This is a genomic window from Devosia ginsengisoli (assembly GCF_024707105.1).
In the GTDB taxonomy this organism is placed as follows: Bacteria; Pseudomonadota; Alphaproteobacteria; order Rhizobiales; family Devosiaceae; genus Devosia; species Devosia ginsengisoli_A.
Genome location: NZ_JANQAJ010000005.1, coordinates 347,129 through 367,042, shown reverse-complemented (window position 1 = coordinate 367,042; position 19,914 = coordinate 347,129). Strand labels below are relative to the sequence as shown.

The window sequence follows — 19,914 nt, the reverse complement described above, 5'->3', positions numbered from 1 at the left end:
CCGGGTGGTCGCATGCCGCTTGCTCAGGCAGCGCGGGCGGTGTCCTCGAACGAACCCAGCAGGCGCTCGAGATCGAGCACGGTGACGAACCGTCCGTTGCGCCGGCCGATGCCGGCAATGCAATGACCGGCCCAGGTGCCGCTGACCGAAGGCGGCGGATCGAGGTCGTCGTCGTCGAGCACGGTCACCTCGAACACCCGGTCGGCCCGCAGGCCCAGCCGCAGGTCGCCATCGCGTCCGGCGAGAGAGAGGACGAGAATACGGGTATTCTCATTGTCCGGCGCCGGCGGCAGGCCGAGGGTGAGGCGCAGGTCGACCACCGGAATGCCCTGCCCGCGCACGTCGATCATGCCGAGCAGGGTTTCGGGCGCCTGCGGCAGGCGCGCAATGGGCCGCATGTCGAGGATTTCCTGTACCTTCTCCACCGGGGCGGCGAAGAGTTCCTCAGCCACGCCGAGAGTGACGTATTGAGCCCGTTCGGCCATGGTTCTTCTCCTTATGCCGCGCCGCGACGGGTGAATTCGCCGTCGAGTTCATCATGGCCATCATCGAGGTCGAGATCGAAACCACCGCCCTTGCCGCTCCGCGTGCCGGACCTGGCCTCTCCCATATGGGGGGCTTTGGCCATGATCGCGTCGCGCAGGCCAGCCCGAGCCGGTTTGGCCTTGGCGGCGGCCTGGCTGGTCGGGCTGGCGTCGATGCGGAAGTAGCTGATGGCGGTCTGGAGCTGTTCGGCCTGGCTGGCCAGCTCTTCTGATGTCGCCGACATTTCCTCGGCGGCCGAAGTGTTCTGCTGGGTCACCTTGTCGAGCTGCTGGATAGCAGTGTTGATCTGCGCGGCACCGGCATTCTGCTCGCGGCTGCCGGCGGAGATTTCCTCCACCAACTCGGCCGTGCGCTGGATATCGGGCACCAGCTTGCCGAGCATTTCGCCGGCTGATTGGGCCGCCTTTACGGTTGTTCCCGACAGCGTCGAGATTTCGGCCGCGGCAGCCTGGCTGCGCTCCGCCAGCTTGCGCACTTCGGAGGCCACGACCGCAAAACCGCGGCCATGTTCGCCGGCGCGCGCCGCTTCTACCGCCGCGTTGAGGGCCAGCAGGTCGGTCTGGCGGGCGATTTCCTGCACCACCATGATCTTTTCGGCGATGGTTTGCATGGCCGCGACCGCGTTGTCCACGGCCTCGCCCGAGGCGATGGCGTTTGCGGCGGACTGACGGGCGATCTTCTCGGTTTGCGAAGCGTTATCTGCCGACTGCTTGATGGTGGCAGCCATTTCTTCCATCGAGGCCGAAGCCTCTTCGGTCGAGGAGGCCTGTTCGGTCGCGCCCTGGCTCAACTGTTCGGCCGTGGCCGACATTTCCTGGCTGCCCGCCGCGACATTGTTGGCGGAGGAAATGGCTTCGGTGATGACGTCGCGCAGCTTGGAGACCATGCGCTCGAGTGCCAGCCCGAGGAATGTCGCAGCCAGTTTTACCTTTATGGTCAAACGCATAAACGTGCCTTTCTTGGCTTGAGGGCACGCTTCTGCGGTCCTCCAGAGTCGACTAATGACGCTTGGAATATTCGGGGTGCATCGGGGCCGGAGAGGAGCCGGTCCCGATGCCCGGGCAGATAGCTGTCGGGTCAGGCGCTGCGGCGGGTGAAATCCCCGTCGAGCTCGTCGTGCCCGTCATCCAGATCGAGGTCGAAGCCGCCCGAATTGGGGGCCTTGGCCTTCCCGCCGGTCTTGCGCGGCGCCATATGCGGCGCCTTGGCCAGGATGGCCTGCTTGAGATCGCCGGTGGCCTTGGCTTCGCTCTTGTTCGCCGCGACCGGGATCGACGAGGCGTCGATGCGGAAGTAGCTGATGGCGGCCTGGAGCTGTTCAGCCTGGCTGGCCAGCTCTTCTGATGTCGCCGACATTTCCTCGGCGGCCGAAGTGTTCTGCTGGGTCACCTTGTCGAGCTGCTGGATGGCGGTGTTGATCTGGGCCGCACCGGCATTCTGCTCGCGGCTGCCGGCGGAGATTTCCTCCACCAGTTCGGCCGTGCGCTGGATATCGGGCACCAGCTTGCCGAGCATTTCGCCGGCCGATTGGGCCGCCTTTACGGTCGTTCCCGACAGTGTGGAAATCTCCGCTGCGGCAGCCTGGCTGCGTTCGGCGAGCTTGCGCACTTCGGAGGCCACGACCGCAAAACCGCGGCCATGTTCGCCGGCGCGCGCCGCTTCGACCGCCGCGTTGAGGGCCAGCAGGTCGGTCTGCCGGGCGATTTCCTGCACCACAATGATCTTCTCGGCGATGGTCTGCATGGCTTCCACGGCATTGTTCACCGCTTCGCCCGAGGCGATGGCATCGGCCGCGGACTGGCGGGCGATCTTCTCGGTCTGGCTGGCATTGTCGGCCGACTGCTTGATGGTCGAGGCCATTTCTTCCATCGAGGCCGAAGCCTCTTCGGTCGAGGAGGCCTGTTCGGTCGCGCCCTGGCTCAACTGTTCGGCCGTGGCCGACATTTCCTGGCTGCCCGCCGCGACATTGCGGGTGGCGACCGTGACTTCGCTCACCACTTCGCGCAGCTTCTGCGTCATGGAATTGAGCGCCTTGATCAGGTCGCCGACCTCGTCGTCGCTCTTGCTGACCACGGTGGCGCTGAGATTGCCATCGGCCACCTCGTTGGCGAGGCGGACAGCGCTGGTCAGGGCACGCGAGATCGAGATGACGATCCAGAGCGCGGCGATGAGCGCGATCAGTACCGAGCCGACCAGGATGCCGATCAGCAGCATGCGGCTGGATTCGTAGAGTGCATCGGCGTCCACGGCCGCCTGGCGCAGCAGCGCGTCGTTGCGCTCGACGATGGTCTCGAGCAGATCGACGGCGGCAGCGCGCAGCGTTGCGCCCTCGCCATCGGCAAGTTCCACGGCGTAATATTGCGAGCGCTGGACCGCCACATCGACGGCCTTGTTCATGGCGACGATCATCGCCTGATAGTCGGCCTGTGCCTGGGTGGCGAGGCCTGCTTCGGCAGGGCCGACAATGCGAACCAACTGGGCGAATCCGCCTTCCAGATCGGCCACGGCCGTGTGGTAGTCGTTGAGCCACTCGTCCTGTTTGGCAGGATTCCCGTCGGCCAGCAGGATATTGCGCTGCTGCCGGAAGGCATCGCTGGCCTTGAGGAACATGGCGTTGGCGGTGTCATAGGCGGGCACCGCCGACAGGTCCCCGGCATTCAGCCGACGGCCAAGGGCGCCGATCAGGCTGCCCATGGTTTCTTCCAGGGCCGTGATGGACGCGCTGCCTTCGCTGGTGGTGATTTCGAAGGCCACCGTATCGGAATTCAGCTTGGCGTAGTCCTGCACCTGCACGGACACCGCCCAATACTGTTCGAGAGCGGTGACAAAACTTTCCATGTCACGGTTGGATTCCTCCACCGTGAACGTGCCGCTCATGCCCTCGGCATCTGCAAGCAGTTCGCCGTACAGAACGCTCAGCGCCTGCTGGTCCGCCGCAAGCTCTTCAGCGCTCGAGCTCAGGATCATGGCGCGCAGATTGTTGCTCAGTCCGGTCAGATCTTCCTGCATTTCCTTGAGCGCGATGGAACGCGCCGCCGGCCCGGTGATGATGTGCTCGAGGTTGTCATTGAGTTGCCCGAGATTCTGCAGGGCGATGAACATGCTGGCGCCCGAAAGGGCCACGACCACGGTGAACACCGCCGCCAGTTTGGTTTTGATTGTCAGTCTCACGTTGCAGACCTTTCTTCTGATGCTGCCGGGGACGCGGTTCTGGCGCCCTGTGTCTCGAAAATTCGCCCCAGATCGGGGATGATGATGAAGCCGCCGTTGCGCTTGCCGATGCCGCGGATGAATTCCGGCCGCCAGCGCATGCCGACCCTGGGAGCCTCCTCGATGGAGGCGGCTTCGATATCGGTGACGTCGTGGACCTTGTCGGCGAGAATGCCGGCCACGGTGGGTTCGCCGTCGATATCGACTTCCATCACCACGATGCGGGTGTCCTCGTCCGGCTCGGGCCGGTCCATGCCGAACATCACGCGCAGATCGGCGAGCGGCACGACGCGGCCGCGCACATTGATGAGGCCGCTGACGAAGGGCGAGGCATTGGGCACTTCGGTGATCGGCACGAGATCGAGGATTTCGCGCACGCTGCCCGCCTCGATGGCGAACAGTTCGTCCTGCAGGCGCAATGTCAGCGCCTTCATGGAGCCGGTTTCGGTGGTGCTCATGCTGCCCTCCCCTGGTCGACATAGCCCTGGCCGAACTGGACCAGGTGGGCGGTATCGAGGATGAGCGCGACCGTGCCGTCGCCCAGTATCGTCGCCCCGGAGAACGACTTGATGGAAGAGTGGAGCTTGCTCAGTTGCTTGATGACTGTCTGGTTGTTGCCAATGATCTGATCGACCACGAGGCCGACGCGGCCCTCGCCGGAGGAGACGATCACCACCTTCTGGTGCGGCTCGGCCGGGGCTTTGGTGCCGAACACTTCGCGCAGGCGCAGGAAGGGTACGAGGCTGCCGCGGATATCGAGGAAGTTGCGGCCACGGGCATTGGCTTCGATGCCCTCGGGCAGTTCGACGCATTCCTCGACCGCCGCGAGCGGGATGGTGTAGCGGCCATTGCCGACCCGCACGAGCATGCCGTCGATGATAGCCAGCGTGAGCGGCAGGCGCAGGGTCATGGTCGAGCCGCTGCCCGGCGTGGTAGCGACATCGATGCTGCCGCGCAGCCCGTCTATGATGCGCTTGACCACGTCCATACCGACACCGCGGCCCGACAGGGAGGTGACTTCCTTGGCGGTGGAGAAACCGGGGGCGAAGATCATCTGCCAGAGATCCTGGTCGGCGATCTTGGCATCGGGGGCGAGCAGGCCCGCTTCCTCGGCCTTGGCGCGGATACGGTCCGCGTTGAGCCCTGCCCCGTCATCGGTGACCGAAATGGCGACTTCGGCACCGGCATAGACGGCCGAAAGTCGCACCGTGCCCTTGGCAGGCTTGCCGGCGGCGAGGCGCTTTTCGGCCGGTTCGAGGCCATGGTCGACCGAATTGCGGATCAGGTGGACCAGCGGATCGGCCAGGCGCTCGATCATGGTCTTGTCGAGTTCGGTGTCTTCGCCCGAGGTGATGAAGTCGATCTCCTTGCCGAGATCGCGGCTGAGGTCGTGGATCAGGCGGCGGAAGCGGCTGAACAGGGTGCCGATGGGCACCATGCGGATGCCCATCGTGGTGTCGCGCAGGCCCGAGCTCAGGCGTTCGAGTTCTTCGGCAATGGTCTTGAGATTGCCGTCGCTGCTCATGGCGGCGATCTGGGTCAGGCGCGCCTGGGCGATGACCAGTTCGCCGACCCGATCCATGAGTTCGTCGAGCCGTTCGGCATCAACGCGCATGGAGGAGGATGCCGCGCGCTCGGCATTGGCCGGCGCTTCCTTCTCGACCGATTTGGCGGCCTTCGGCGCCTTGCCCGGTTTGGCGGGCGTCGCCACGGGCGCAGGTTCAGGCTCGGGCTCGGGTTGGACCGCAACGGCCTCCGCCTCCAGCGGCTCCACCGACAATTCCATGCCGTCCTTGAGGAACAGGAAGACGTCGTCGATGGCGGCGCGCGGATCGTCGGCCGTGAGATCGACCTGCCAGCCCATATAGGGCACTTCGGGGTCGATCACGTCGAGCGGCGGAATGGTATCGGTCAGCGCCACGATGGTGCAGGGGCCGATAGCCTTGATTTCGTCGAGCAGCAGCAGCGGATTGGTGCCATAGACCAGCGCATCGCCCGGCAGGCGGAAGCGGATACGCCAGCGACCATTTGCGGCCGTAGCCGGCGCGGCGACCGGCTCCGGTGTTTCAACCTCGACCGGCGCGGCGGCTTCGATATCGGCTGCCGTGAGGACGATACGCAGGGCTTCGAGAATGCCTTCGCCGCCGGCCTGAGGCGCGTCGGGCTGTTCGATCAGCTTGTGGATATGATCCTTGGCGTCAAGCGCCACGGCGATCAGTTCCGAGGTGGCGGGGCTATGCCCCTTGCGCACCTGGTCGAAAGCCGTCTCGAATTCATGCACGAAGGCGGCGACGGCGGTGAAGCCGAACATGGCGCCGGAGCCCTTGATGGTGTGCAGCGCCCGGAAGGTGGAATTGATCAGGTCGTCATTGGCCGGGTTCTGCTCCAGGTCGAGCAGGCCCAGTTCGAGCTGTTCGAGCAGCTCGCGGGCTTCCTGGCGGAATGTCTCTGACGGATCGGGGAAGCTCATGCGCCGGTGACCTTCTTGATGACGGCCAACAACTGGTCCTGCTTGAAGGGCTTGACGATCCAGCCGGTGGCACCGGCTTCCTTGGCCTGGCGCTTGAGCTCTTCGTCGGACTCGGTGGTCAGCAGGATGATCGGCACACCCTTGCTGGACGGGTGCTGGCGGTATTTTCTGATAAATTCGATGCCGTTCATGACCGGCATGTTGAGGTCGGTGATGACGGCATGGACCGTCTGGCTGGTGGCCTTGGTGTAGCCATCGGCGCCGTTGATGGCCTCGATGACATCGAGCCCGGCACCGGACAGCGTCATCACCACCATCTGGCGGATGGATGCTGAATCGTCGATGGTCAGGATAGTCTTTGTCATGCTGCCTTGCCCTTGGCTGGTGTCCAGAAGTCGCCGTCTTGCGTAAGCGGTCGGCCATCGGCAGAGAGACACCCGCTCTGGATCAGCAGATCGCGCAGCACGCCGGTCGGCGGCGCCGCAAGCGACAGCGACTTTCCAGAGGCCAGAGCCTGTTTGCGGGCGGCCAGCAGAAGCTGAATGGTGGTGATATCGGCGCCTGATATCGCCTCGGTGGCGATGGCAACCTTGTCATGGCCGGCAAGCGCCTCGCTTAGCGACGCGGCTATATCCTGCGCTGCGCGCAATCCGGCATCACCGGAAATTTTGACGACGTGGACACTACCTCTGGTCACGGCAATGACCGAGTCGTGGAGCACAGGAAGCAATACATGACTTTATACCGCGGGGATGGGGATCACGGCCGCGGGAAACCAGTCATATTACCAGTTTCTTAAGGCGTGATCTTACGTTTCCGTTGACTTCGACTACACGCATCGTATTCCCATCCGATGCATTACAGAAGGTAAGCGCAGTTGATTAAAGCTGTCTTACTTTAGCCTACTTTCGCCAATCAAATCTTTATTTCGATTGGCAAATAAGTATTGCTCTCTTGATTCAGAGTCATGGAAGCCTGATCAGTGAATCCAGTGAATCATGACTCTGGTGTCATGAGTCTTCGATTCAGCGCGGTGAGTCGGATGTGAATCTCGATTCAAGTAATACTTGCAATATTGCGCAGTATCATGCCGCGCGGAACGGCGTGATCCGGGCCGCTGTTCTTGTATGGCTGTTTCTGCCCAACCGAGAACTCGCGACTGCCCCCCATTCGTCATCACCAACTGACGCACGTAGCGCAGCACTGCCTGCAGGCGTCGGGTCGCGATGGCAATGACGGAGCTGAACGCCTAGAGGCCGACGGCCTCGGCCTGCGTGCCACCCATGATGGCTTCGATCTCGGGCCACTTGGCGCAGAAGGCGGCAACGCAGGCTGGGTCGAAATGCGTGCCGCTGCAGGCGACGATTTCGGCATAAGCCTTGTCGATGGGCCAGGCCGCCTTGTAGGGCCGTTCCGAGCACAGGGCGTCGAAGACGTCGGCAATGGCGACGACGCGGGCTTCGATCGGAATGTCGGTGCCCGACAGCCTGTCGGGATAACCCGCGCCGTCCCAGCGCTCGTGATGGCTCTGGGCGATCAGTTCGGCGGTGCGGATCAGTTCGGACGAACCGTTTTCGAGAATGCGGGCGCCGATAGTCACATGCTCGCGCATGATGCTGAACTCTTCCGGCGTCAGCTTGCCGGGCTTGCCCAATATGGCATCGGCAATGCCGATCTTGCCGATATCGTGCAGGGGCGCCGCCAGATAGATCATGCGGCAGCGTTGCGGGCTGAGCCCGATACCACTGGCGATGAGCTGGCTGATCTGGGCCACGCGCGAGACATGCTCGCCGGTGTCGCCGTCGCGATATTCGATGGCGCGGGCCAGCCGCCAGATGATTTCTTCCTCGCGCGCCAACAAGGTGCGCCGTGGCCAGCTCGACCTCGCGCGCCAGCCAGTTGGCGCGGTCGGCCAGTTCGACCTGGGCAGTGCGCAGGGTCAGCAGGTTGGCGACGCGCGCCTGCAATTCGGTAGGGTCGAACGGCTTGTTGACGAAATCGGTCGCGCCGGCCCTGATCGCCTCGATGCGCGTGTTGCGGTCCATGTCCGAGGTGACCATGATGATGGGCACCAGCCGGTAGGCCTCGCGCGCCCGCAAAGCGCTGGTGAATTGCACGCCGTCCATTTCGGGCATGATGTGGTCGACCAGGACCAGATCGTATTGTGTAGTCTCGCTGCGCTCGAGCGCTTCGCGCGGCGACAGGCAGGAGTCGATATCCGCATTGGTCGCCGCCTTGATGATCGTGCCGATCATGGCAAGGCTCGACCGGCTGTCGTCAACAATCAATACGCGCATATCCGCCCCCGGATTTGCCGGAAGCATAGGGCGACAGCAGTTATGCGACTGTTAATCGCCATGCCTTGACGCCTCGAAGGATTTCACGCATCTAGTGGCCGGTCGCGGGTGTAGCTCAATGGTAGAGCAGAAGCTTCCCAAGCTTACGACGAGGGTTCGATTCCCTTCACCCGCTCCAAAATTTCCCGATCATTGTGTAGCTATGGCATCAGTCGCAGGTTTCGGCGGCCCAGAGCCTTATGGTGGCGGCCGGCTCGGCGCCCAGCGTCAGGCATTCGTTGCCTGGTGTGCACAGGGTCCATGGGCTGGGGGTCATGCCTGACGCGGCCAGGTTCAGGTTGGACAGCGGTGGCAGGTCGGGCGTGTAGGTCCAGCGCCCATCGGCCCATGTCGCGTCGGGCGGGACGGCAATGCCCGCCCCTGACCCTTCCACGCTGGCTTCCACCAGTTGCAGCCGGTTCTCCTCTATCACCCAGCTTTCCCGCCATTGGGTGTGTTCCACCGAGTGGGTCCAGCTCAGGGTGAAGCTGGTCGCGGCCAGCGCGGTCACCACGCCGGCCGCTGCGATGCACAACATCAGGACGCCGCCCCCAAAGCGGGCCGCCGCATGCGCCACCAGTGCTGGCCGATCAGCAATAGCGCAAGCACGAAGCCGGCCTCGTCGGTCAGCGGCAAAGCCAGCATCAGCAGAACGCCAATGGCAAAGGCCGCGATACGCTCGAGCCAGTTGGCCGGCCCGAAGAGATAGCCGACTACGGCCACGCCCAGCAGGCCAATGGCCAGCACCGTCTTGAAGACGATGTAGACGACTTCCACCGGATAGCCGAACTGGGCGGCGATGGCTCCGCCATCCTGCAACATCAGCGACGGCGTATAGACCGCCATGAAGGGCACGATGAAGCCAGCGGCAGCCAGCTTGGTGGCCTGGATGGAGATCTTGAGCCCCGACGTCTTGGCCATGGGGGCCGCCGCGAAACAGGCCAAGGCCACGGGCGGGGTCAGGTCCGCCATGATGCCGAAATAGAAGACGAACATATGGCTGACCAGCAGCGGCACGCCCAGTTCCAGCAAAGCCGGCCCGGCCAGTGACGAGGTGATGATATAGTTGGGAATGGTGGGAATGCCCATGCCCAGCACAAGGCAGGTGCACATGGTCAGCACCAGCGACAGGAACAGGTTATTCTCGCCGATGGCGATGATGGCGCCGATGAAGGTCGAGGCGATGCCGGTCAGGGTCAGCGTGCCGATGACGATGCCGACGACAGCGCAGGCAACGCCGACCGGCAGCGCATTGCGGGCTCCTCGGCCAGGGAGTCGCGCACGATGAGCAGGGTCTCGCGCCCGCCATTGACGAAGACACAGGCCAGCACCAATGCCGCGATGACGATCATCAGCAGGTTGACGCCAAAGCGCAGGAAGGCGGCCGAGGCCAGGCCCAGCGCAATCCAGAACACATAGCGGAACACGCGCGGCCCGATGGCGGCGGCCAGCGGCGTGCCCAGGATCAGCACCACGACCAGGGCCAGGCCCATCGTGCCGGCGAAGATCGGCGTGTAGCCGGCAAACAGCAGGTAGACCAGAGCCGCCAATGGCAGCACCAGCGGCCAGTGATCGCGCACGGCATGCCAGGGATTGGGCAATTCGGCCTTGCTCATGCCGCGCAGCCCGGCCTTGCCGGCCTCGAGGTGGACCACCCAGAAGCAGGTGGCAAAATAGAGCATGGCGGGGATTAGCGCGGCGATGACGATGGTGCTGTAGGGCACGTCGAGCGTCTCGGCCATGATAAAGGCCACCGCCCCCATGATCGGCGGCATGATCTGGCCACCCATGGAGGAGGTTGCCTCGACCCCGCCGGCAAAGGCGGAGCGGAAGCCGAAACGCTTCATCAGCGGAATGGTGAACTGGCCGCTCGCCACCACATTGGCGATGCCGGAGCCCGAAATGGTGCCCATCAGCGCCGAGGACAATGTGCAGACCTGGGCCGGCCCGCCGCGCCAGCCGCCGACCATGCCCAGCGCGAAATCGTTGAACAGGCGGATCATGCCGGCGCGTTCGAGGAAGGCGGCAAAGACCACGAAGATAAAAATATAGGCCGAGGAAACATAGACCGGCGTGCCGTAAATGCCTTCCGTGCCGAAGCCGAAATGCTCGACGATCTGCGCGAAGTCATAGCCACGATGCACGAACGGGCCGGGCATGTATTGGCCGAAGAAGCAGTAGGCGAGGAAAATGCCGGAAATGATGGCCAGCGGCAGCCCCATCAGGCGCCGCGCCGCCTCGAAGACCAGCACGACGACAACACTGCCCGCTACCAGGTCGAGTGGTGTCAGGAAGCTGCTGCGCTTGAGCAGGTCGGCATAGAATACCCAGTTGTAGATCCCGGTGAGGAAACCGAGCACGGCCAGGGTCCAGAAGAAAATGCGGCTCCAGACCGTCTTGGCCACCAGGTTGCCGATCAGCCCGAAGCCGAGCAGCAGCAGGAAGCCGACATGCATGGCGCGCACCACCTGGCTGGGCAGCGTGCCATAGGCGGCCGTCCATAGCTGGAACAGTGTGAAGGCTACGGCGATGCCGAAGGCGATGTGGCCCATGAGGCCCGGGCCGAAGCCCGGCGGCAGGCCCTCCACGGCTTCTTCGGCGCTGTCGGGCACCATGGTGGTCGGCGGAACTGTCGTCATCGAGTTTCCTCCCCAGGACTCGGCTGATAGGGCGCGTCCGGAGCCCCGGGCCCCGGACGCATCGGAACCTAGAGCAGGCCCGCTTCCTTGTAGTAGCGCTCGGCGCCTGGATGCAGCGGGATCGACAGGCCTTCGAGGGCCTTGGCCGGATCGATGGCAGCGGCGGCCGAGTGCGAGGCCTTCAGCCGCTCGAGATTTTCGAACAGCAGCTTGGTCATCTGGTAGGCCGTTTCGTCGCTGACGCCGGCATGGGTGACCAGGATATTGCCGATGGCGGCGGTGGGGACGTCGGCGTCCTGGCCGTCATAGGTGCCGGCGGGAATGATCGAAGCGACATAGGGTGCACCGATGCTCTCGACCGTCTCGGCCGGGATGGCGACGATGTTGATATCCATGGTCGCCGACAGGTCCTTGATGAAGGCGACGCCGAGGCCGGAAGACTGCAGGGTCGAGTCGAGCTGGCGGTTCTTGATGAGTTCGGCGGATTCCGCATAGGGCAGGTATTCGACCTTGCCCATATCGTCATAGCTCATGCCGGCGGCGGCGAAGATGGCACGGGCATTGAGTTCGGTGCCCGAGGCCGGGGCGCCGACCGAGATCGAACGACCCTTCAGTTCTTCGAGCGTGGTGATGCCGCTTTCGGCACTGGCCACGATCTGCACGTAGTTGGGATAGATCGCCGCGATGGCGCGCAGCTCGGTCAGTGGCGCGGGGAAGCCGGCTTCCTCCACGCCATCCCAGCCCGCCTGCACGGAATCGCCGAGGGCGAAGGCGAGTTCACCCTTGCCCTGCTGCAAGAGGTTCAAGTTTTCGACCGAAGCCTTGGTGGCCTGCACCTGGGTGCGGGCGCCGTCGATTTCCTCGGCATAGATTTCCGACAGGGCAACGCCGAGCGGGTAATAGACGCCGGAGGTGCCGCCGGTCAGGATGTTGATGAATTCCTGCGCGTTGACAGCGGCGCTGCCGCTGACGGCCAGCAGCGCGCCGGCGGCAAGACCCGCGACGCCGCGGGTAAGAAGAAGTGACATGCGAAAAGTCCTCCCTGAACATGTTCTGCAACAATGCCCCGCCGCCTCCACGCGACGGGATCGGCCATGTCCTTGCAACCGCCATGCCAACGTGCCAGACGCCGGAATTCAGGCGCCTGGTGGACCAACACGCTGGTGAATTTGGCGGCATTCCGCTCGAAAAACCGGAGCGCTGGCGGATTTCCGCCAGCTACCGGACAGGCTCGGCCGTGGCGCGCAGCCCGTAGCGGACAATCTTCTCGTTCAGCGTGCGGCGGGCGAGGCCCAGCCGTTCGGCCGCCTCGGCAGTAGAGCCACCGGCATCCTGCAGCGCTGCTTCGATGGCCGCGGCTTCGAAGCGGGCGACACGATCGGCCAGCGTCTCGGGCGACCGGGCCTTCTGCTGAACTGCGCCCTGCCGCGTCATGCCCAGCACCGCGCGCTCGGCCACGGCCTTGAGTTCGCGCACATTGCCCGGCCAATCCGACGCGGCAAGCCCGGCCGGCAGCGGCGGGATGGTCGCTTCGGGCAGCTTGAAGCGCCGCGCAGCATTGGCGGCGAAGAGGTTGAACAGCAGCGGCACATCCTCGCGCCGCTGGCGCAAAGGCGGGATGGCGAGTTCGACCGTGGCGAGGCGGAAATAGAGATCGGCCCGGAAGCGGCCGGCTTCGCTTTCGGCCTTGAGATCAACCTTGGTGGCGGCAATGAAACGCACATCGATCGGGCGGGACGCATTGCTGCCCAATGGCTCGATGCTGCGCTCCTGGATGGCGCGCAGCACCTTGGCCTGCAAGGCCAGCGGCATGGATTCGATCTCGTCGAGAAACACCGTGCCGCCCCTGGCAAAGTCGAGCTTGCCGACGCGGTCGCCGGCCGCGCCGGTAAAGGCGCCACTGGCATGGCCGAACATCTCGCTTTCAAAGATGGTTTCGGGAATGGCGGCGCAATTGATGGCGACGAACTGCCCCTTGGCACGGCTGCCGTAATCATGCAGCGCCCGCGCGACCACTTCCTTGCCGGTGCCGGTCTCGCCATTGATCAGCACATCGACATCGATATCGGCGAGTTGCAGGATGGATTGGCGCAGGCTGTCCATATCGGGGGCGAGGCCGACCAGCCGGTCCTCGAGCTCTGCCCCACCCGCCGCCTGCCGCAAGCGATGGAGTTCGCGCCCCAGCCGCCGCCGCTCGGTGGCCCGGTCCAGCACGGCGACGAGATGGTCGGCATCATAGGGCTTTTCGATGAAGTCATGCGCGCCGTCACGCATGGCGCCTACCGCCAGGGCAACATCGCCATGCCCGGTCAGCAGGACCACCGGCAGATCGGGTGCCATCGCCCGGAAATGGCGCAGCACGTCAATACCCGACAGGCCCGGCATGCGCACATCGGTCACGACGCAATCGACATTGCCCGGCTCGACGCGATCCAGCGCCTGTTGCGGCGCGGTGAAGCTGGTGACGGCGAAGCCGGAAACGCCCAGCCACGCCTCGGCGGCGGCGCAGAGCTCGGCCTCGTCATCGATGAAGACAATGCTGCCCCGGCTCATACCGCCTCCGCCACTTTGCGCGCCGGCTGCGGCTGGTAGAGCGGCAGGGCGACGCTGACAATGGTGCCGCCGCCGGCGCGCGGCTCGAAGCGCAGGCTGCCGCCGAATTCCTCCAGCAGCGTACGCGTGATGGAGAGGCCCAACCCCAGGCTTTCGCCGGTGCTCTTGGTGGTGAAGAAGGGCTCGAACAGCCGCTCGCGCACGCCTTCGGGAATGCCGGGGCCGGTATCGCCGACCTCCACGGTCAGTCCCGCTTCGCCTCGGCGCGCCGACACCTGCACCTGATTGTGCCCGGCCGAAGCAGTGGCCTCGATGGCGTTGAGCAGCAGGTTGATGAAGACCTGTTCCAGCCGCACCGCATTGCCGGCCACCAGCGGCAGGTCCGGCGCCACGGCAGCTTCGATATGAACGGCATCGTTCCGCGCCTGTGGCGTCACGATATCGAGCGCCGCCTCGATCACCCCGGCCAGGTTGACCGCCTCGGGCGGACCGGGATCGCGGCGGGAGGAGAAGGTGCGCAAATGCTTGACCGTGCGCTGCATGCGCCGCAGCAGGTTGCGCGCATTGCCCAGGTTGCGATGCACCTCGTCGCGCGCATCGCGCTGCGCATGCAGGTCCGCCGCCGCCAGCGTATTGTCGAGCGCCGAGAGCGGCTGGCTGACCTCATGCACGATGGCCGCCGACATGCGACCCAAAGCGGCGAGCTTGGCGGCGTGGATCAGGTTTTCCTGGGTGGCGCGCAGTTCCATTTCCGTCCGCCGCCGCTCTTCCACCTCATGGGCCAGCGCCCTGGTGCGCTCGGCAACGCGGCGCTCCAGCACGGCATTCTGGTCGAGCTTGAGTCGGATGATCTGGCGGCGCTGGTTGAAAAAGACCAGGGCGCCAAGAGCCAGCACCGCGACCGAAGCGGCCAGCCCGCCGATCAACCGCGCCTCACGCTCCATCGGTTCGAGCGGCAGGGCCGACAGCACCTGCCAGCCATCGGGCTCGACAGTGCGGCGACCGAGCAGGTGGCGCTCCCCGGCATTGAGGATCAGGCTGGCCCCGCCGGTATCGGCGGCCGGCGCCAGTGGGGCCGCTCTGCCGATGTCGATACCGTCATAGCGGCGCTGCACTTTCAGCAATTCCACGGTATCGACCGGCAGCGCCTGCAGCGGTCGATACATCCAGCCCGGATCGCCGGACAGGAAGACGATGCCATCCCCGTCGGCAATGGCGCTCATCTCCCCGGCCGCCGCCCAGGCGAGCGCCAGAGGCGCCATGTCGACCTTGGCCACGACAACGCCGATCGGCCCGCTGGCGGCATCGATCCGGCTGGAGAGAAAGTAGCCCGGCTTGCCTGTGGTCACGCCAACGGCATAGAAGCGGCCGCTGCCCGACGCCATGGCGTTTTCGAAATAGGGGCGGAAGGCATAGTTGTGGCCCACGAAACTGCCTGGTTCGTTCCAGTTGCTGGCGGCCAGCGTCTCGCCCGACAGGTCGAGGACGTAGAGTTCGTCGGCGCCCGACATGTCCCGCACGGCCTGCAGATAGGCATTGGTCTCCGCCACGGCGGCGGCCTGCGGTTGCTGTAGCATGTCGACCACGCGCCCATCCTGGCCGATGACGCCGGACAGGTAGCGGAACCGTTCGATTTCGCTTTCGACGGCGCGCACGTTGAGCGTCAGGCGGTCCCCCACCTGCCGCTCCAGCTCGCCCATCTGCCTGACATAGGTGAGCCACCAGAAGCCCAAGGCCACGCCGGCAATGGCAAACATGGCCAGCAAAGCCAGCCAGAAATGGCGCTGGATTTCTCCTCGCACCTCTAAACCCCTCCGATCCGCCGGTTCTTTCCGGCGTTGCTTGCTGCAAGTTGACCTCAGATCGGGGACGCTGGCAATGGCGCGGGCGCAGCGGGTTACGGCAGCAAAGCCATGACCTGGGCCTCGTCGAGATCGATGGCTTCGGCGACACCCTCAGTGGCCGCCACGGTGTCGGCGTCGCCAATGGCGGTGACCAGCCGCGTCAGCGCCCGGTGCGTCGCGCCCAGATAGTCCCCTGCCCCGGCGATCTGGCACTGCTTGAGCGCCAGGGCCAGGGTGAGTTCGACAATGCCGGTCACCGAGCGCAGCAGGGCATTGCCCGAGGTCTCGGCAATGGTGCGGTGGATTTCGAGCGCGGCTATGCCGTGGTTCTCGAGGTCCCCGCCGACCGATTCCATCTGGTGCAGCCAGTATTTCATGACGCGGATATTCTCGGCGGTGCGCCGCTGGGCCGCCAAAGCGGCAGCGCGGCTTGCCAGCGCGCGGCGCACATCGAACAGGCTCTGATAGAATTGCCGATCGGGCTCGGCATAGAAATGCCAGGACAGAACCTGCGGATCGAAGAAGCTCCAGCGGCTGGGCGGGGACACGCGGGTGCCCACCTTGGGTCGCGCCTCCACCAGGCCCTTGGCTTCGAGCGTCTTGAGCGCCTCGCGTAGCACGGTGCGGGACACGCCATAGGTTTCCATCATGACAGCATCGCTGGCGAGGATGGAGCCGACCGGAAACTTGCCCGTGACGATGCCGTGGCCGATTTCGTTGATGACGAAGGTGTGGAAATTCCGTGCAGCGGGTCGCCCGGATAGCGAGCGAATAAGGCTGCCTGCTTCGATCATGCTAGACTTTCTCGGGCTGCTCTTCCCGGGGTGCAGAGGCGGCGAATATGACGCGTTGCAGCACGATGAACAAGAACAGCAGCACGCCAATCACGATCTTGGTCCACCAGCTCGACAAGGTGCCGTCGAAGATGATGTAGGTCTGCACCAGGCCCAGCAGCATGACGCCGACGAACGTGCCCAGCACAAAGCCATAGCCCCCGGTCAGCAGCGTGCCCCCGATGACCACGGCGCTGATCGCGTCGAGCTCCACGCCCACCGCCGCCAGCGGATAGCCGGCCGAGGTGTAAAGCGAAAAGACGATTCCCGCCAAGGCGGCCAGGGTGCTCGACAGCATGTAGATCTGGATCGTGGTGCGGGCCACCGGTACGCCCATCAGCGAGGCCGAGACAGGATTACCGCCCAGCGCATAGACGTAGGAGCCGAACCGCGTGCGATGCGCCAGCAGCGCGCCAAACAGGAAGACGGCAACCATCAACAGCCCGATGAAGCTCAGCCGGCCGCCACCCGGCAGGCGGATGATGAGGTCGGAAATGGCGCTATAGAAGTCGTGATTGATTGGAACCGAATCCTGGGTGATGACCGAAGCGCCGCCCCGCGCCAGGAACATGCCGGCCAGGGTGACGATGAAACTGGGCACCTGCAGATAATGGATGGTGACGCCCATGGCCGCGCCGAACAGGGCCGCCACGCCCAGCGCGATGGCGAAGGCGGCCAGCGGATGGAAGCCCAGCCAGGAAATGAGCACGGCGACGAGGACGCCAGTGAAGCCGATCACCGCGCCCACCGACAGATCGATGCCGCCGGAAATGATGACGAAGGTCATGCCCACAGCGGCAATGCCCAGAAAGGCATTGTCGGTGAGGAAATTTCCCAGCACCCGCGTCGAGAGCATGCCGGGAAACTGCGCGACGCTGAGCGCATAGGCGATGAGGAAGATGACGGCGGTGGCGGCCAGCGGGCGAAGACTGCGTTTCATTTCGGGGCCGCCTGCCTGGTATCGCGTTTGAAGAAACCCATCACGGTGCCGACCAGGGGCGATTGCAGCATCAGGATGAGGATGATCATCCCCGCCTTGACGATGAGATTGAATTCGGGCGGGAAGCCCGAGACCAGGATGCCGGTATTCATGGCCTGGATGATGAGGGCACCAACCACGGCCAGGGGGATGGAAAACTTGCCGCCCAACAGCGAGGTGCCGCCGATGACCACGGCGAGGATGGCGTCGAGTTCGAGCCAGAGGCCGGAATTGTTGGCATCGGCGCCCCTGATATCGGCGGCGACGATGATGCCGGCAATGGCGGCGCAGAAGCCGGAAAGCGCGTAGACCAGCACCAGCAACATGCGGCTATGGATGCCCGCCAGGGAAGCGGCGGCCCGGTTGACGCCGATGGCCTGGATGAAGAGCCCGATGGCGGTGCGCCGCACCAGCAAGGTCACCAGCAGCATCAGCACCAGCGCGATGACAGCGGCCATGGGAAAGCCGAGGAAGGAGCCGGTGCCGATGAAGATCAGTGCCGGATCGTTGAAGGTGACGATATAGCCCTCCGTGATGAGCTGGGCGATGCCGCGCCCCGCCACCATCAGCACCAGTGTCGCCACGATGGGCTGGATGTCGAGCACGGCCACCAGGAACCCGTTCCACAACCCGCAGGCTAGGCCCACCGCGAGCGCGGCAATCACGGCGACCGGCGTGGGGTAGCCCGCCACGACCATGGTCGCCGCAACCGCGCCGCAAACCGCCATGATGGCGCCAACCGACAGGTCGACGCCCTTGGTGGCGATGACCGCGGTCATGCCGATGGCCAGGATGGCCACCGGGGCGCCGCGATTGAGCACGTCGATGACGCTGCCGAACAGGCGCCCGTCCTGCCAGGTGATGCGGAAGAAATTGGGAAACAGCAGCCAGTTGATGAGCAGGACAGCGACCAGCGCCAGCAATTGCGGATTGGCGAGGCGTTCGAGGTGAAGCCGCTTCATGCGACGGCCTCGTCGGTATTGTTGGCGATGGCCTGCACGATCACTCCGGGGTTGATGTTCCTGCCGCGCAGTTCGGCGACCATTTCGCGGTCGCGCATCACCACGATGCGCGAGCTATAGGCAACGACCTCGTCGAGCTCCGAGGAGATGACCAGCATGGCCATGCCATCTTCGCGCAGGCGATTGATGGTGCGGACGATTTCGGCATGGGCACCGACATCGATGCCCCGCGTCGGTTCATCGAGAATGAGGAAGGCCGGGTCGGTGGCCAGCCAGCGCGACAGGATCACCTTCTGCTGGTTGCCGCCCGAGAGGAGCTTGACCGGCATGTCGAGCGAGGCGGCGCGGATATCCATGGCCTCACCGAACCGGCCGGCGATTTCGAGCTGTTCGTCGCGGTTGAGCGCCTTGAACCAACCCAGCTTGCCCTGCAACGCGATGACAATATTTTCGCGCACGCTGAGGTCGCCCAATATGCCCTCGGCCTTGCGGTCCTCCGGACAGAAGCCGAAGCCGTGCCTGATCGCATCGCTGGTGCTGCGCAGGCTTGTCGGCTTGCCATTGACGGTCACCTCGCCCTGATCGGCCGGGTCGGCGCCAAACATGATGCGCGCCACTTCGGTGCGACCCGAACCGAGCAGGCCGGCGACGCCGATCACTTCGCCCTTGTGGATGGTCAGATCGAATGGCAGCACGCTGCGCTTGCGGCCGTAGCCCTTGAAATCGAGCAGGACTTCGTCCGGCGTTTCGCTTGGCTCGACATCGGTGGCGCCGGAAAAGGCGATGTCCTTGCCCAGCATGAGACGGACCACGTCGGTGCGGCTCAGGGCATCGAGCGGGCGGGTCTCGATCAGCCGGCCATTGCGCAGCACGGTCACCCGGTCGGCAATGGCGAAGACCTGGTCGAGGAAATGGGTGATGAAGATAATGGCGAGGCCCCCGGCCTTGAGGCCGCGGACTACGTCGAACAGGCGCTCGACCTCATTGCGGTCGAGGCTCGCGGTGGGCTCGTCGAGGATCAGCACCTTGCCTGACAGTTGCACGGCGCGGGCGATGGCGACGATCTGCTGCACCGCGACGGAATGCGTGCCCAATTCGCTCGACGGATCGATATGCAGGTCATAGTGGGCCAGCAATATGCGGGCATCGGCCTCCATCCTGCGGAAATCGACGAAACCGAAGCGGCGTGGCTGGTGCCCCAGAAACAGATTCTCGGCCACCGATCGGTTGGGCAGGAGATTGACCTCCTGGTAGACCGTGCCGATGCCGAAGGTCTGGGCATGCAGGGGATTGTCAAGCGACACTTCAATGCCATCGACATGGACGCTGCCGCCATCGGGCTGGTAGGCACCGGTCAGAATCTTGATGAGCGTGGATTTGCCGGCGCCGTTTTCGCCGAGCAGGGCATGCACCTCGCCGGAGCGGAGCCCGAAATCGACATTGTCGAGGGCAATATGGTTGCCGAAAATCTTGAGGACACCGCGCGCTTCAAGCACGTAGTCGCCGTCTGCCATGCGAGTCTCCCCCGGTCGTCCCCGCCGC

The 19,914-nt window shown here is 64.6% G+C and carries 15 protein-coding genes, 1 tRNA gene and 3 pseudogenes; 1 reads left to right on the top strand and 18 read right to left on the bottom strand.

The features are described 5' to 3' along the window. Nucleotides 1-23: 23 nt before the first annotated feature. From NVV79_RS03235 to NVV79_RS22495, 9 genes and pseudogenes are all read right to left on the bottom strand, one after another. A complete protein-coding gene (locus NVV79_RS03235; protein WP_303986175.1) occupies nucleotides 24-485 on the bottom strand; it encodes a chemotaxis protein CheW in 462 nt (153 codons plus the stop codon). A gap of 11 nt (nucleotides 486-496) precedes the next feature. Beyond that, nucleotides 497-1,453: pseudogene (locus NVV79_RS03230) on the bottom strand (methyl-accepting chemotaxis protein); the annotation flags it as partial. 170 nt (nucleotides 1,454-1,623) lie between these two features. Continuing rightward, nucleotides 1,624-3,717: a methyl-accepting chemotaxis protein gene (locus NVV79_RS03225; RefSeq protein ID WP_303986174.1), complete on the bottom strand. Its 2,094-nt coding sequence runs from the start codon at nucleotides 3,715-3,717 to the stop codon at nucleotides 1,624-1,626. Then, nucleotides 3,714-4,214 (bottom strand): chemotaxis protein CheW, encoded by a 501-nt coding sequence (locus tag NVV79_RS03220; protein ID WP_303986172.1) that lies wholly within the window; start codon nucleotides 4,212-4,214, stop codon nucleotides 3,714-3,716. The genes NVV79_RS03225 and NVV79_RS03220 overlap by 4 nt, the downstream gene beginning before the upstream one ends. Beyond that, nucleotides 4,211-6,226: a chemotaxis protein CheA gene (locus NVV79_RS03215; RefSeq protein WP_303986170.1), complete on the bottom strand. Its 2,016-nt coding sequence runs from the start codon at nucleotides 6,224-6,226 to the stop codon at nucleotides 4,211-4,213. Before NVV79_RS03215 ends, NVV79_RS03220 begins: the two co-directional genes overlap by 4 nt. Further along, nucleotides 6,223-6,591, bottom strand: a complete 369-nt coding sequence (locus NVV79_RS03210; RefSeq protein WP_303986169.1) for a response regulator — start codon at nucleotides 6,589-6,591, stop codon at nucleotides 6,223-6,225. The genes NVV79_RS03215 and NVV79_RS03210 overlap by 4 nt, the downstream gene beginning before the upstream one ends. Beyond that, nucleotides 6,588-6,923 (bottom strand): STAS domain-containing protein, encoded by a 336-nt coding sequence (locus NVV79_RS03205; protein WP_303986167.1) that lies wholly within the window; start codon nucleotides 6,921-6,923, stop codon nucleotides 6,588-6,590. The genes NVV79_RS03210 and NVV79_RS03205 overlap by 4 nt, the downstream gene beginning before the upstream one ends. Before the next feature lie 552 nt (nucleotides 6,924-7,475). Beyond that, nucleotides 7,476-8,084 carry an HD-GYP domain-containing protein gene (locus NVV79_RS22500; RefSeq protein ID WP_369684695.1) on the bottom strand — a complete coding sequence of 203 codons (609 nt, stop codon included), beginning with the start codon at nucleotides 8,082-8,084 and terminating at the stop codon, nucleotides 7,476-7,478. Nucleotides 8,085-8,238: 154 nt separating this feature from the next. Then, nucleotides 8,239-8,481, bottom strand: a pseudogene (locus NVV79_RS22495) (response regulator); the annotation flags it as partial. 146 nt (nucleotides 8,482-8,627) lie between these two features. Between NVV79_RS22495 and NVV79_RS03195 the strand changes: the two are divergent. Continuing rightward, nucleotides 8,628-8,701 (top strand) — tRNA-Gly (locus NVV79_RS03195). Nucleotides 8,702-8,731: 30 nt separating this feature from the next. Here the strand turns inward: NVV79_RS03195 and NVV79_RS03190 are convergent. From NVV79_RS03190 to NVV79_RS03150, 9 genes and pseudogenes are all read right to left on the bottom strand, one after another. Then, nucleotides 8,732-9,100: a DUF1850 domain-containing protein gene (locus tag NVV79_RS03190; protein WP_303986165.1), complete on the bottom strand. Its 369-nt coding sequence runs from the start codon at nucleotides 9,098-9,100 to the stop codon at nucleotides 8,732-8,734. Next, nucleotides 9,100-11,201: pseudogene (locus NVV79_RS03185) on the bottom strand (TRAP transporter permease). The gene NVV79_RS03190 and the pseudogene NVV79_RS03185 overlap by 1 nt, the downstream one beginning before the upstream one ends. Nucleotides 11,202-11,269: 68 nt before the next feature. Next, nucleotides 11,270-12,229, bottom strand: a complete 960-nt coding sequence (locus NVV79_RS03180) for a TAXI family TRAP transporter solute-binding subunit (protein WP_303986164.1) — start codon at nucleotides 12,227-12,229, stop codon at nucleotides 11,270-11,272. A gap of 190 nt (nucleotides 12,230-12,419) precedes the next feature. Continuing rightward, complete coding sequence (locus NVV79_RS03175) at nucleotides 12,420-13,754, bottom strand: sigma-54 dependent transcriptional regulator (RefSeq protein WP_303986162.1); 1,335 nt, start codon at nucleotides 13,752-13,754, stop codon at nucleotides 12,420-12,422. Then, nucleotides 13,751-15,556 carry an ATP-binding protein gene (locus NVV79_RS03170; RefSeq protein WP_303986161.1) on the bottom strand — a complete coding sequence of 602 codons (1,806 nt, stop codon included), beginning with the start codon at nucleotides 15,554-15,556 and terminating at the stop codon, nucleotides 13,751-13,753. Before NVV79_RS03170 ends, NVV79_RS03175 begins: the two co-directional genes overlap by 4 nt. A 95-nt stretch (nucleotides 15,557-15,651) precedes the next feature. Next, nucleotides 15,652-16,392 (bottom strand): FadR/GntR family transcriptional regulator, encoded by a 741-nt coding sequence (locus NVV79_RS03165; RefSeq protein ID WP_303986159.1) that lies wholly within the window; start codon nucleotides 16,390-16,392, stop codon nucleotides 15,652-15,654. 1 nt (nucleotide 16,393) lies between these two features. Further along, nucleotides 16,394-17,371: a galactofuranose ABC transporter, permease protein YjfF gene (gene yjfF, locus NVV79_RS03160; RefSeq protein ID WP_303986157.1), complete on the bottom strand. Its 978-nt coding sequence runs from the start codon at nucleotides 17,369-17,371 to the stop codon at nucleotides 16,394-16,396. Further along, nucleotides 17,368-18,372 (bottom strand): ABC transporter permease, encoded by a 1,005-nt coding sequence (locus NVV79_RS03155; protein ID WP_303986155.1) that lies wholly within the window; start codon nucleotides 18,370-18,372, stop codon nucleotides 17,368-17,370. The genes yjfF and NVV79_RS03155 overlap by 4 nt, the downstream gene beginning before the upstream one ends. Next, on the bottom strand, nucleotides 18,369-19,886 hold the full coding sequence (locus NVV79_RS03150) for a sugar ABC transporter ATP-binding protein (RefSeq protein WP_303986154.1): 1,518 nt from the start codon (nucleotides 19,884-19,886) through the stop codon (nucleotides 18,369-18,371). The genes NVV79_RS03155 and NVV79_RS03150 overlap by 4 nt, the downstream gene beginning before the upstream one ends. Between the last annotated feature and the right edge of the window lie 28 nt (nucleotides 19,887-19,914).

Bases quoted from the DNA above. Each gene is read 5' to 3' on its own strand.
- NVV79_RS03235 (WP_303986175.1), bottom strand. From the start codon at position 485: ATGGCCGAACGGGCTCAATACGTCACTCTCGGCGTGGCTGAGGAACTC.
- NVV79_RS03220 (WP_303986172.1), bottom strand. From the start codon at position 4,214: ATGAGCACCACCGAAACCGGCTCCATGAAGGCGCTGACATTGCGCCTG.
- NVV79_RS03215 (WP_303986170.1), bottom strand. From the start codon at position 6,226: ATGAGCTTCCCCGATCCGTCAGAGACATTCCGCCAGGAAGCCCGCGAG.
- NVV79_RS03210 (WP_303986169.1), bottom strand. From the start codon at position 6,591: ATGACAAAGACTATCCTGACCATCGACGATTCAGCATCCATCCGCCAG.
- NVV79_RS03190 (WP_303986165.1), bottom strand. From the start codon at position 9,100: ATGTTGTGCATCGCAGCGGCCGGCGTGGTGACCGCGCTGGCCGCGACC.
- NVV79_RS03180 (WP_303986164.1), bottom strand. From the start codon at position 12,229: ATGTCACTTCTTCTTACCCGCGGCGTCGCGGGTCTTGCCGCCGGCGCG.
- NVV79_RS03175 (WP_303986162.1), bottom strand. From the start codon at position 13,754: ATGAGCCGGGGCAGCATTGTCTTCATCGATGACGAGGCCGAGCTCTGC.
- NVV79_RS03165 (WP_303986159.1), bottom strand. From the start codon at position 16,392: ATGATCGAAGCAGGCAGCCTTATTCGCTCGCTATCCGGGCGACCCGCT.
- yjfF (WP_303986157.1), bottom strand. From the start codon at position 17,371: ATGAAACGCAGTCTTCGCCCGCTGGCCGCCACCGCCGTCATCTTCCTC.
- NVV79_RS03155 (WP_303986155.1), bottom strand. From the start codon at position 18,372: ATGAAGCGGCTTCACCTCGAACGCCTCGCCAATCCGCAATTGCTGGCG.
- NVV79_RS03150 (WP_303986154.1), bottom strand. From the start codon at position 19,886: ATGGCAGACGGCGACTACGTGCTTGAAGCGCGCGGTGTCCTCAAGATT.